The organism is Bacillus sp. LNXM12-1, assembly GCF_003004375.1.
In the GTDB taxonomy this organism is placed as follows: domain Bacteria; phylum Bacillota; class Bacilli; order Bacillales; family Bacillaceae; genus Bacillus.
This window is the reverse complement of record NZ_PVWX01000004.1, coordinates 173352-187440: the sequence shown is the minus strand read 5'-3', so window position 1 is coordinate 187440 and position 14089 is coordinate 173352. Positions and strand designations below refer to the sequence as shown.

Genomic DNA, 14089 nt, shown 5'->3' with positions numbered 1-14089 from the left:
TCCACCTCTTCGTTTGCTTAAAATATATCCATTAGCTTTTCAAGTTCATCCATCGTGAGATCTTCATCCCCTACATCACTAGGTGTCATCTGGGTTTCCTCCTGTGATACGCAATGTGAAATCAGCGCCCTCACATTCTTTTCAAGAAGATCCTTGAATTGTTCCATCGTACGTTCTTCAAATTCAAGTTGATGATAAGAAATCGTCACATGGAACATGGCTTGTTCGACGAATCCCACAATATCAAGTGCATGAGGTTTCTCTGATTCAGGACTCAGCGATTGTCCTGGATGCCACGTTGAGCGGCTTAACTCACCGCTGATCTGTTCATCAAACTGACCAAGATAGTTAAAGCTGATATCTGGCGCGAGATCAAATGAGATATCGTCCTTCATCTTGTCAGGGGTTAAATATTTTAATATGCCATAGCCGATTCCCTTGTTCGGAATGTGCCTGAGTTCCTCTTTTAAATGCTTGATCTGATAAGAAAGATCGTCTGCATGCGACATATCCAGTAACACAGGATACATACTTGTAAACCAGCCAATCGTCCGTGATACATTGATTGCAGGGAGGATGTTCTCTCTCCCGTGTCCTTCAAGATGAATAAAGTGTCTGTCTTCACCTGTCCACTCTTTCATGGACAATCCAAGTGCTGTCAGCAAAATATCATTGATGTCTGTTTGATATGCTTCATGTACATCTGTCAGCAGACTGCGTGTTTCCTCCTCAGACAATGTAAAACGAATGGTCTGTGTATGAAGCATCCGCTGATCTTCTGTCACATAATCCTTTTGAATCGGTGTAACGGAATGCGCAAGTACCTTTTTCCAATAGGCTCTTTCCGACAGCAACTCATCTGACATCGCGTATTCCGTCAGCTTCTGGGCATATTCTTGGAAAGAGTGTGTTTTTTCAGGAAGTGTCAGGATTTCCCCGCGCTTCGACTGTTCATAAAGAGCCATAAAATCTTCAAGGAAAATACGCCATGACACACCATCGATGACAAGATGATGTACAGCGAGCAGTAAATGATCCCCTTGATCCGTTCGGAAAATAGCTGGCTTTACTAAAGGTCCTTCTGCTAGCGATATACTCGCCTGCACTTCATTTGCCAGCTTTTCTACCTGCAGGATTTGCTCCGACAGTTCCCCTCGTACTTCCATTACATCAACAGCCACCAAGTTTTCTTCGATTTTTCGATGACGCTGGATCACGCGTCCTTCTTCAAGCGGATACACCATTCGCAAGGCATCGTGATGGATCATAAGCTGCTCCAACACTTGCTGAGCGATGGTTTCATCCAAACCATTTGGCGCTTGGAGCATAACCGATTGGTTCCAATGGTGCTGACTCGTAAAGTTTCGCTCAAAGAACCAGCGCTGAATCGGTGTGAAAATGACTTCCCCTTCGACAGGTGACTGGTCGGCTGTCAGTTGATCAGCTTCTTCGATATATGGGCGCAGCTCTGCAATCGTTGGGTACTGGAATAGTAGTTTCATATCGAGCTTCCAGCCCGCTTGTGTGAGTCTGCTTGCCATTTGAATGCCTTTAATCGAATCTCCGCCAAGGAAGAAGAAGTGATCGTGAATGCCGACTTGGCTCACGCCAAGTACGTCTTCCCAAATGCCGCATAGAAGCGTTTCGACTTCGTCTCTTGGCGCTTCGTAAGCCGTTTGGTTGGCTTCCATATCTGGTGTTGGCAATGCTTTCAGATCGACTTTGCCATTTGCCGTCATCGGCAGTTGGTTAAGCTTGATGATGGATGATGGCACCATATAGTCTGGCAACGTTCGTTTTAGACTTTCTTTCAGGTCGGTCGTTTCTTCATCGGTGATGACATATGCCACAAGCGAATCTTGTTCGCTGGCATCTTTGACCGTTGTCACGACTGCTTCTTTGACTTCCGCCAGCGCAAGGAGCTGCGCCTCAACTTCTGACAGTTCAATACGGAAGCCTCGGATATTGACCTGATGGTCTTTTCTGCCGAGATAGATCAGCTCGCCATCCTCTGTCCATTTCACTAAGTCGCCTGTGCGATACATGCGCTCACCTGGATAAAATGGATCTGGGACAAATCGTTTATCTGTTTCCTCCGGAAGATTCCAGTACCCCCTAGCCAGTCCTTTTCCTGCGATCACAAGCTCACCCGGTACGCCTGGCGGCGAGAGGTCATATAACGAACCCATAATGTAAAAACGTGTATTGGCAATCGCTGTTCCGATTGGAAGCGTTCCTTGATCTGGATTGATAATCCCGCTTGTCGCCACGACTGTATTTTCCGTCGGACCGTAGTTATTCACGAGTTTATATGGAACAGGCTTTATCTGTTTCAGCTTATCTCCGCCTGTTAGTAAGTAACGCAGAGAATGATTGTCCATTGACATAAACTGCTCGCATAACTGGGTCGGCAGGAACGCAATGGTGATACCTTCTTGATTGAAATACGCATTGAGCTTGATCATATCGAGACGAATCGCTTCATCGATGATGTGCAGCTCTGCGCCGGCGATCCATGACGGGAACATTTCCCAAATGGAGGCATCAAAGCCAAAGCCGGCATATTTGGCGGTTCGATCTGCATTGGTCACTTGGAAGGCATCATTGTGCCAAAACGCTAGGTTTACAAGGGACTGGTGCTCGACCATGACACCCTTCGGCTGTCCTGTTGTTCCAGACGTGTAAATCATATAGGCGAGATCAGTCGGTTTCATATGAATCTGAATTTCTTGCGCTTCACCTTTTACGGCATCCTCTATCAATAGGACATGACCTGTGAATGAAGATGGTGCAGTCAATCCTTTTTGCATCAAAAGAACCTCTGCCCCGCAGTCTTCCAGCATGTAGGTAATGCGCTGATCCGGATAATCCGCATCGATTGGAACGAATGCCGCACCTGCCTTCAAGACGCCAAGGACAGCTGCCGTCATATCAAGGGACGGACGGGTGAGAATGCCGATGCGGTCTTCTCGTTTTATGCCGTTTGAGATGAGCCTTGAAGCGACTGTATTCGCCCGACTGTTCAGTTCTTCATACGTCCAGCTTGTTCCGCAGAAGGTTGCCGCTTTTTGGTGCGGTGCTTCAAATGCTTTAGCCTCGATCAGTTTATGAATGGTTTGATCTGACGGAACGTCTAGGACAGGACCTGACCATTCACTGAGCAGTTTTTGCTGCTGCTTCGGTGATAATAGCTGCATTTGATCTAGCGATTGATCTGGCGCTGATACCATTTGTTCCAATAAATGAAGGAAAAACTCCTTCCACTTTTCAATCGAAGACTGTTGAAAGATAGAAGTATTAAAATCGAACACAAGCTCAATGTGATCAGCCGATTCGTTTCCAGTTAAGGTCAAATCAAATTTGGCGATATTTTCTTCAAATGGCTCTGGAACGATGTGAAGTCCATCCATCGTTAAATCACGGATATCCGCATTTTCCATCGAGAACACTACATCAAAGATTGGGTGACGGCTAGTGTCTCGAACCGTTTGTACTTGGTCTACCAATTCTTCAAATGGGTACAACTGATGCTCATTTGCCTCTAACACAAGTTGATGAACATTTGACGCAAATTCTGCAGCTGTCAGATGTCCTGCTGGCTTTGTTCTAAGTGCCAGCGTGTTCACAAACATACCAATGACAGATTGAATATCAGGGTGAGTTCTGCCCACAATCGGTGAACCGATGATGATATCTTCTTGTCTTGATAGCTTGCTTAAAAGGGTACTGTAGCAAGTGAGTAGGACTGTATACGTCGTACTGTTGAGCGCTCTGACCAGCTCATCCAATTTCGCTTTAAGCGGCCCATTGATTGTAAATGAGACGCGCTCTCCTGCGAATGTTTGCACTTTTGGTCTTGGCAGGTCTTCCGGCAGTGCCAGTACAGGCAGTTCTCCTTGTAATTGCTCCAGCCAAAACGCCTCTTCAGCTTCTATTTGTGCAGCAAACGTCTCGCTTTTTGACCAAACCGCATAATCCTTATATTGAACAGGTAATTCCTCTAGTTTGTCCCCTCGATACAAGGCTGAAAGCTCCTCAATTAAAATGCCCACAGATGCACCATCTGAAATGATATGGTGCATATCAATCAGCAAATAATGAACATTTACGGAAGCAGAAACTAGACCTACTCTGAGTAGAGGCGCCTTTTCTATATCAAATGGACGGATAAAGTCATTCATCAATTCCTGTATGTCTCTTCCGTTCCCTTCGATTTCCTCAATGTCTAAGGAAATATTTGATTCAATCCGTTGAACAGGTTCATTCTGAACAAAGTCAAAGCTCGTTCTAAATGCTTCATGACGATGGACAAGCTGCTCAATCGCTTTTTTAAATCGTTTTTCATCAAAAACACCTTCTAGCTTTAAAGCAGCCGGCATATGATAGCTTTGCTCCGCATCGGTCATTTTCTCCAATACAAACAGCCTTTTCTGAGCAGATGTCACTGGATAATAGGCCGCTTCTTCTGCAACCTCCACCCGCTTGATCTCCGTTTGATCCGCTTGATCAACCGCAAATGCAAACGCCTCTAATGTTGGAGATTCAAATAAAGACTTCAAAGTGAGCTCCACGTGCATCTCTTCATACAGCCTGTTCAGCATTTTCATGCCGCGCAGCGAATGGCCACCGCATTCAAAGAAATGATCGTCCCTGCCGATTCTCGGCACTTCAAGAACTTCCTCCCAAATGCGCGCTACGTGATGCTCTGTTTCGGTTTGAGGAGGGATGTACTCATTTACCCCCTGCTCACTTAGGTCAGGCACCGGTAAGGCGCGCCTATCTACCTTGCCGTTATTCGTCAGCGGAAGCTCGTCTAATTGCATGAAGAACGACGGCATCATATACACAGGCAGTTCACGCCCTGCTTGCTCGCGCAAATCAGTTAATGAGACAGACCCTTCTGCTGTGAAATACGCACATAATGTATCATTTGGAGCTGCAATGACGATGGCTTCCTTCAATTGCGGATGTCGCAGCAGCTGATGCTCAATTTCTCCAAGTTCAATACGCTGACCTCGAATCTTCACTTGATGATCAATCCGTCCAATGAATTCAATCTCTCCATTTGACAGCCATCGTGCAAGATCACCCGTTTTATACATGACCTCACCAGGGCGGAAAGGATTTTCCACAAATTTTTCGCTTGTGAGTTCTGGCTGCCCATAATATCCTTTCACCAGTCCATCACCAGCGACACATAGCTCTCCCGCAACACCCGGCGGCTGCACATGTCCAAATTCATCTACAATGTAAACAGCCGTTTGACTCACTGGCTTTCCAATTGGAATGGATAACGCCTGCTTCTCAATGTGATTCACTGGATAATACGTAGTGAAAATCGTGCTTTCAGAAGGACCGTACATATGAACAAGCTTGCCTTCCCCCACCGTTTCAAGTGCAGTCATGACATGAGGCACGGAAGCTCGCTCTCCGCCAAACAGAACTTTTCTGACGTTCTTCAGGCTGTCTTTTTTCATATCGATGAGTAAGTGAAAAAGAGCTGTCGTGATCATTAAAATACTGACTTCTTCCTTCTCAATCGCTCCAGAAAGCTCATTCATGTTTAAGATATGATCCTTTGGCAGAACAATCAGTTTCGCACCGTTTAATAAAGCACCAAACACATCGAACATAAAAGCATCAAATACATAGTTTGATAGACTCATCACCGTGTCTTCATGATGAATGGTAAGATAATTTGATTGCTTCACCGTTCTCAAAATATTCCGGTGTGTCACCATATTTCCTTTAGGTTTTCCTGTTGTACCAGATGTATAGGTCAAATTCGCCAAGTCCTCTGGTAAAATACCAACATCTATAGGGCTGTCTGATTGCTGGTCAATTGCCTGATCTTCTGTTTCGATGATGGTTCCCTCGAAAGAAGCGAGTACCGAGCGATGGCGCAGCACTTGATGTGTCAATAAGAATCGCGCACCGCTGTCTGTCAAAAAGTGCTTCACGCGCTCATCAGGGAAATCAGGATCAATTGGTACATAGACGCCGCCCGCCTTAAGTACAGCTAGAACAGAGAGTACCATTTCATTAGATCGCTCAAAGAATAAGGCCGCTTTCATCCCTCTTTCAAACCCATGTTCACGCAAATAATGAGCCAGCTGGTTCACTCGGTCATTCAGTTCTTGGTAAGAAAGAATCACACCTTCACATTGGAGTGCAGACTTATGACCATGCTCCTGCACCTGTGCTTCAAACTGCGTCACAATGGTTTCTTCTGCCGGATAAGGCGTCGGTAACGGATTCCACAGATTCAGTTGAGCTTCCGCTTCCTGTTCAGACAGTAATCGATAGGATCGAATCGCTTCCTCCGGCGATTGGACCATCTGCTCCAGCAAATACATATAATGATGTAGCATTTGCTCGGCTGTACTTCGTTTAAATAGCGCCGTACTGTAATCGAGGACAAAGGATAAACCTTGATCTGACTCCATCGCTTGCAGCGTTAAATCAAACTTTGCAATATGGAAATTGGTTTCTTCAATTTCAACTTGCATCTCTCCAATATGCTGGGCTGCTCCATGATCTGGCATGAGTGTAAAAACGGTATCGAATAAAGGATGACGGCTAAAATCTCTTGGTACATTCAGCTTTTCAAGCAGCCGTTCAAATGGATATTGCTGATGCTCAAATGCATGCATCGTTTTTTCCTTAACTTGCTCGATCAACTGCGACACGGTTCCATTCGGATCAACCTCTGACCGCAAAGCAAGTGTCTGGACAAACATGCCGATCATGTCATCCAGGTCTGCATGCACACGCCCTGCCGCCGGTGTTCCAACCACGAATTCCTGTTGACCCGTGTACTTCGCAAGCAATGTATAGTAAGCAGAAAGCAGAACCGTATACAGTGTCGTGTGGTGTTTTGCCGCAAGCTCCTGCAATTGTTCCTTTAACGTTTCATCTATTTCTTTGATCACACGATCCCCTGTGAAAGACTGGACCGCTGGGCGTTGATAATCGGTCATCAGCTGTAAAGCAGGAAGATCACCCGAAAATTCCTGCAGCCAGAATGCCTCTTCTTTTTGAAAATCTTGCTGTTCTTGCCAAACAGCATAATCTTGATATTGAAGCTTCAATGGTGCTTTGACCGATCCCTCGTAAGCATCTGACAGCTCACCCAGCATTAAATCAATCGAAAGACCATCTGAGATGAGATGATGCATATCGAAAAAGAGCAGGTGCTCCTGATCATGTAATGACTTCAAGCCAATACGAAGAAGTGGTGCACACTCAAGGTCAAAAGGTCTGACAAATTGCTGCATATTTTCTTCCATCGTGCCGCCTGTCAGCTGCTCTATTTGAAATGGCACTGATGGAGCTACCTGCTGACATGGAACACCTTTCAACGTATGAAAAGAAGTACGCAGCATATCATGACGTGTGATGAGTCTTTCAAAGGCTTCAGTCAGCTTCTCTCGCTGCAATGTTCCTTTTAACCTCACAACAGCCGGCATATGGTATGCGGTGCTTTGCTCCAATTGACTCACCATATAAACGCGCTGCTGTGGAGGTGACAATGGATAGTGGTCTGCTGCCGGCGCTTTTGGTATCACCGTTTCAGAAGATGTTTCCGCTTGCTCAATGTAGGCAGCCAAAGCAGCAATGGTCTGCTGTTCAAATAAAATGGAGAGCGGCACTTCCACCTGAAAGTCTCGCTGAACATGTGTGAGTACTGTCATCGCTTTAAGTGAATGACCACCTCGCTCGAAGAAAGAATCATATACACCCATCTTCTCTTGACCAAGGATTTCTTCCCACAAACGCACAAGCTTCGTTTCGAGATCGTTTCTAGGTGCAACATATACAGCATGAACTGCTTTGTCGCCTTTTAAAGCAGCAAGTGCACGACGATCGACTTTACCGCTGACTGTGAGTGGAAATGCATCGAGCTCTTTGAAATAGAGCGGCATCATGTAAGCTGGAAGCTGATGTTTGATAGCGGCTTGCAGCATGTCAACTGACACACCTTCTTGACGAGCTTGATAGTAAGCACTTAACGCCTTTTCCCCATCCGCTTCATCAACCACAAGTACGACAGCTTGATCGACTCCATCTACCTGCTCCATCACTGCTTCAATTTCGCCTGTTTCTATGCGGTAACCCCTTATTTTTACTTGATCATCCATTCTGCCAAGATAATCAATGGTGCCATCCGGAAGCCATCTGACTAGATCCCCCGTTCGATACATCCGCTCGTGTGGAGAAAACGGATCTGTCGTGAATACCTTCTCCGTTAATTCAGGCTGATTCACATAGCCTCGTCCAACACCTATCCCTGCAATGCATAGCTCTCCAATAGCCCCCTGCACCTGTAATTGATCATGGTCATTTAAAATATAAAGACGGTGATGACCGAGTGGTTTTCCGATCGACACATAACGCTGCTGTTCAGATGATTCGCGCAGCTCACTTAGTTCCAGACGATGAACCGCCGCATCGACACACGTCTCAGTGGGACCATACACATTCCACAAAGTAAAATCAGGCTCACTCATACGAAGCGCTTCGATAAGAGAGTGTGCTGCTTTCGCAGGCAATGCTTCTCCCCCAATCAACATGTGTGTCAATGACAGCCCGTCCAAATCCGCTGCAAGTAAAAGCTGCACATGCGCCGGTGTTCCGTCTGCTGCTTCAATTTGATGTTTTTTATAATAAGCCGCTAATTGAACACCATTTCTCGTCGTTTCTCGCGGGATGATATGAAGCGTATGCCCAAATAAAAGAGCAGCAAAGATTTGTTTCACCGATGCATCAAAATGGAATGGTGCAAGAAGCGCCATTTGAAGCTCACTCGCCCCTTGATAAATCTCATGATGCAAGGCATGGACCAAATGATGCAGCTGAAGATGCTCAATCATGACGCCTTTCGGCTTTCCAGTCGTACCTGATGTATAAATCATGTAAGCCAAATCCTCAGGTGCCGACTGATTTACAAGCGCAGGCAGCAGACCATCATCTAATTCGATTTGCTGCTGAACGACCATTTTTTCCGAGAGGGCACGGTATGTTGAAACGAACGATTCCTCTGTTAACACAATGGAAGCACCAGAATCCTCCACAATATATTGAATGCGCTCCTCAGGTAATGCCGGATCAATCGGTACATACGCCCCGCCAGCCTTTAATATGCCGAAGATCGCCACCATAGCATCTGCCTTCCGATCCATTAGGACAGCAACAGGCACATCACGCGAGACACCTTTCATTTGTAAAAACCGCGCCAGCTTTTCTGCCTTTTGATACAGCTCTCCATAAGTAAATGCTCCATTTTCCGCTACAATGGCTGTCCGCTCTGCATACTTATTTGCTGTCTCATCAAACATGTGGTGAACCGGTTTTTCAGCTGGTTTTTCAAACGGGATTCTCTCAGATAGTTGCAGCAGTTCCTTTTGTTCATCTGATGGAAGTAAAGGAAGTGTCCCGATCAGCTGATCAGGCTGAGAGACCGCCGCCTCTAGTATGATCAAAAATCGATCAAACATATTACTGATTTCTTCTTCGGTGAATACATCTGTACGGTAGTCCAAATCAATGGTCAATGTATCTGTATCCCAGCGGTCCTTTACATGGATTGAAATATCATTCATTCCGCTCCCGCTAAAAATCGGTTCAGTAATAAAAGACAGATTCTCTTTTTTCTGCCACTGCATGACCTGGTATTCTAAAGAAATATCAAAAAGGCGCCCTGTAAACCCTTCTCTTTCTCGCAAATCATTCATGAGGAGATTGTAAGGGTACTTTTGGTGACGCAAGATCTTCATTTGATCCGCCATGACCTGTTTTACGAAATCAAGAAATGTTTGCGACCCATGAACAGATGCACGCATTGGAATCGTGGAAACAAACATACCAATCATCTTTTTTTCTTTGGCATTCGTTCGGTTGCCCATAAAGGTTCCAAGAACAACATCCTCCATGCCGCTAAAACGATGTAAATATACATAAACAGTGGACATAAACATCGAGAGCATACTGACTTTCTGCTCTTCACAAAAAGCACGAAGTTTCTCCTTCAAAGAATCTGGAATATCCCCCGAAAATCGCTGCGCATGTAAACTCATCTCGTATCCCTTATGCGGTTTTAAAGAAGCGAAATCTGGAATATTGGCAAATTGCTCATTCCAAAAGGCTTGGTCTTTTTGAAATCGTTTAGAAGTTTCATAGCTTTGCTCACTCATGATGTGATCAACGAAGGAAATCTCCTCAACCGGTGAGATGTCTACCCCGTGCAGCATGTTCTGGTATAAGTCGATAATGCGATTTCCCATCAAGATAATCGAGATACCATCCGCCACAATATGATGTGCTTTACAGAACAGCCAGCACTCTTGATCACTGATTTGAAAGACCGTAAATTCAATCAAGGGGCTGTCAATTAACGGCATTGGCTCACGGATTTGCTCATTCGCCCAAGCCCTCACTTCTTCTTCACTCCAGCCCTTCTCCATGCGAATCGGCTGTTCTTCATAAGGCTTCATATATTGAACAGGCTCCTCCTGCTCATGTCGATACACCAGCCTCAAACGAAGGGAGTCAGTTTGGCGAATGTACGCTTGAAGCACGTCAACGACTAAAGATGGATCTAAACCTGATACCGATCTCAATCTGGCGAATCCACCCAAATTAGAAATACTTGTACCTGGATAAAATCTTTCCGTGTAGAATACTCGCTTTTGCGCATGTGTTAAGGGGTAATAAACTGTATTCATTCTTATCCTCCGCCTCTTCTATGTTTTCTCCACCAATGTGACACCCTGCACCCTCTATATCAAAAGAACCAAGTCTATTTGATTAAATAGACGAAATACGGAAAGAAGCCCACCCCGAATAAAACGGAGGGACTCCCATTTTGATTCGGTAACCTGCCGACCATAGTAAAAAAGCAACTTTCACCTTAGGACATGGCTTTGCGTCTCTACGTTTCCATAGATTTGCCTTTTTCTTCTTTTCTTTTTAAATATTTTCTATTTACGTCCACTTTATATGAAATTATTGTTTTTTTCACCGAAAAATGGGTGTAAAGATTCATGCGTTATACCGAATGAATCACATGATAATTTACGATATTTACCGAAAATAACTAATAATAGTTGCGTTCAACCGAAAATAATCGACTAAATACCGCAAAAATTTCATGTTTCCCCTTAAAATTTGCAAATATGACCGAAAATGCAGGATAGAGGTCTCCTTTCATTCTCCAAAATTTCTTAAATCTTAAGAACTATATTCCCTGAAAAATTGAAAATATTTACCGTAAAAACAACACAAAAAGAGCTGCCATTTCAAATGACAGCTCCCTTGTTTCTTCATTATATTTACATCACCTTAGACAGGCCAATCGTTTTCTCAATGATGAGCAACGCAATGATAGAAATGATAATAAATATGACAGATATCGCATTGACACTCGGATCAAAGGTTTGCTCAATGTAATTAAACGTCCTGATGGGAATCGTAATGGTTTGGGGAGAGGAAACGAACAAACTGATCGATATTTCCCCAAATGACGTCACAGCTGAAAACACTCCGCCTGCAATAATTCCTGGCTTAATCAAAGGCAGCGTCACTCGAAAGAATGTGCGAATGGGTCCTGCGCCAAGATTCATTGAAGCTAGCTCAAGCTGCGGGTCCAAATTCGAGACACTGACGCCTACTGTTCGAACCACATAGGGAAAGCCAATAATGACGTGACCTATGACAAGCGCCCACAAAGATCCCGTAAACCCCATAGCCGTAAACAAATAAAGCATGGCAATCCCCAACACTACCTGAGGAATCATAAGTGGTGACAAAATGAAGGCTTGGATGGCCTCCTTTCCCTTAAAGGTAAGCCTTGCTAAAGCATACGAAGCCATCGTGCCTAAAAGAACCGTGAGCGGCGTTACGATGAATAGCAAAATCACACTGATACGCAGAGACTCCATCCATTCTGGATTCGACACGACCTCTTGAAACCAACGAACGGAGAACGAAGTCGGCGGAAATTCAGGAAAGGCATTTGGACTAAAAGCAGATAAGACGATGACAAGAACAGGTATGGTTAAAAAGAGATAAACCAATGACCCAGCAGTCCAAATCAGGATTGAAAGCAAGCGGTCACCTAATGATTTTTTACGCATGCATCCTCGCCTCCCAACGCTTCAATAGATAGCTTAATAAACTGACCACCACAAGCACACAAACCAATAACGTAAAGGACATCGCTGCAGCAAGAGGCAAGTTATACACCTGCATGACCTGCTGATAAATAGACAGCGGCAGCAGAGGCTGCATCCTTCCGCCGACTAACAGCGGGGTGATATAGCTCCCAGCCGCCAGTGAAAAGACAATAATAGCTCCAGTCACCATACCTGGAATGGTCAGTGGAAAGGTCACATGAAAGAAGGTTCGAATACGTCCAGCTCCTAGACTCATAGAAGCCGGTCGTAAATGACGATCCATATCGGTTAAGCTCGTCGCGATAGGCAGCACTGCAAAAGGCAGCATGACCTGAACATAAGCAATAATCACCGCATTCATATTCCACAGCATAGAGAGCGGCTTCTCAATCACATGTAAATCTAATAACATGCCATTGATCAGACCATTTTGCGAAAGAAGGACAATCCATGCAAACGTCCGAATCACAACACTTGTCAAAAGCGGCGAGACAAGTAAGATATAGAAAAATGCCCGCAGACGCGGATGAGGTGCCTTGACGAGCACGTATGCTGCGGGGTATGCCATCAATAAACAAATTACCGTTGTCTGCAAGGCTACCCACACTGTACTTCCAATCGCCTTCACATACGCATCTGTCGTGAACACATGAATATATTGAGAAAAGCTGTACGTTTGTAATGTATTCATCATTGAATCCACATCGCGAAAACTGAGGACGAACATCATCACAAGCGGCGCTAGAAGAAATACAACAAGAAACAAACACGCAGGCAGCAGCATGAACCAATGAAATCGCTGATTTTTTTTCTTGATACGCATCACGTGTGCACCTTCGAATCTAGGAAAACAATATCTTCAGGCTGCCAATTGATATGAATAGCTTCTCCAGCTTTCGGCAGTTCAGGAAATGCTGCATCAGAAGCATGGACAATCATTTCACCGCTATCGAGCCCCACCACCAAACGTAATGAGTGACCAATATAACTGACATCTGCCAGCACGCCTGATACATGGTTGGGCTGAACGTTTTCCCACTCAGAAGATATGCTGATTCTTTCTGGACGGAGCATGAGTAAATGATTCCCCTTCTTCTCTTGGTGTGCCGCAGCCTTTAACTCAACATGCTGCCCGTTTGACTGGGTTAAATGAGGAACGATAAATGCAGCTTTAGCTTCATCATATACTGCTTCAAATAGGTTCACCTGTCCGATAAATTCAGCAACAAATCGATTGTTTGGCTGGCGATACACCTCTAAAGGCGTCCCAATCTGCTGGATTCTTCCCTCACCTAAAATCCCAATCCGATCAGAAAGGCTTAATGCTTCCTCTTGGTCATGGGTCACGAGGATGGTTGTAATTCCGACATTCCTTTGAATATTTCGAAGCTCTGTCTGCATATTTTTTCTAAGTTTTGCATCTAGGTTACTGAGCGGTTCATCAAGAAGAAGAACAGACGGCTGAATCGCAAGCGCCCTTGCAATCGCTACCCGCTGCTGCTGTCCACCACTTAATTGATGCGGCATACGTTTCGCAAACGCCTCTAATTGCACAAGAGACAAACATTCCATTACTTTCTCTTTGATTTCTGCCTTCTTTTTCTTTTGAACCTTTAACCCGTACGCCACATTATCAAATACGGTCAGATGCGGAAAGAGTGCATAGCTTTGAAAGACCATACCCGTTTTTCTTTGATAAGGCGGTAAAGTCGTCACATCCTGATCACCAATATAGACGACACCTTTTGTTGGCTCTAAAAAACCGCCAATGATGTTTAATAACGTTGATTTTCCGCAGCCGCTAGGGCCAAGAAGGGAGAAAAACTCTCCCTCATTCACCGTAAGACTGACATCGTTAAGAGCAATCTGCTCGCCGAAATGCTGGCTGATATGTTCTAAATGGATTCCACTCATGC

Annotated in this window: 4 protein-coding genes and 1 riboswitch; all 4 genes read right to left on the bottom strand. The window is 44.9% G+C overall.

The genetic code is table 11. The annotated features are described in order from the left end of the window. Positions 1–17 precede the first annotated feature (17 nt). The 4 genes from C6Y07_RS15655 to C6Y07_RS15640 all read right to left on the bottom strand — a co-directional run bounded on the left by C6Y07_RS15655 (position 18) and on the right by C6Y07_RS15640 (position 14087). On the bottom strand, positions 18–10724 hold the full coding sequence (locus C6Y07_RS15655) for a non-ribosomal peptide synthetase (protein WP_189318384.1): 10707 nt from the start codon (positions 10722–10724) through the stop codon (positions 18–20). Between the two features lie 144 nt (positions 10725–10868). Continuing rightward, positions 10869–10961: riboswitch (cyclic di-GMP riboswitch) on the bottom strand. 369 nt (positions 10962–11330) lie between these two features. Beyond that, positions 11331–12134: an ABC transporter permease gene (locus C6Y07_RS15650; RefSeq protein WP_060595514.1), complete on the bottom strand. Its 804-nt coding sequence runs from the start codon at positions 12132–12134 to the stop codon at positions 11331–11333. Further along, positions 12127–12996: an ABC transporter permease gene (locus C6Y07_RS15645; protein ID WP_060595513.1), complete on the bottom strand. Its 870-nt coding sequence runs from the start codon at positions 12994–12996 to the stop codon at positions 12127–12129. Before C6Y07_RS15645 ends, C6Y07_RS15650 begins: the two co-directional genes overlap by 8 nt. Then, positions 12996–14087 carry an ABC transporter ATP-binding protein gene (locus C6Y07_RS15640; RefSeq protein WP_106061726.1) on the bottom strand — a complete coding sequence of 364 codons (1092 nt, stop codon included), beginning with the start codon at positions 14085–14087 and terminating at the stop codon, positions 12996–12998. The genes C6Y07_RS15645 and C6Y07_RS15640 overlap by 1 nt, the downstream gene beginning before the upstream one ends. Between the last annotated feature and the right edge of the window lie 2 nt (positions 14088–14089).

Bases quoted from the DNA above. Each gene is read 5' to 3' on its own strand.
- C6Y07_RS15655 (WP_189318384.1), bottom strand. From the start codon at position 10,724: ATGAATACAGTTTATTACCCCTTAACACATGCGCAAAAGCGAGTATTC.
- C6Y07_RS15650 (WP_060595514.1), bottom strand. From the start codon at position 12,134: ATGCGTAAAAAATCATTAGGTGACCGCTTGCTTTCAATCCTGATTTGG.
- C6Y07_RS15645 (WP_060595513.1), bottom strand. From the start codon at position 12,996: ATGCGTATCAAGAAAAAAAATCAGCGATTTCATTGGTTCATGCTGCTG.
- C6Y07_RS15640 (WP_106061726.1), bottom strand. From the start codon at position 14,087: ATGAGTGGAATCCATTTAGAACATATCAGCCAGCATTTCGGCGAGCAG.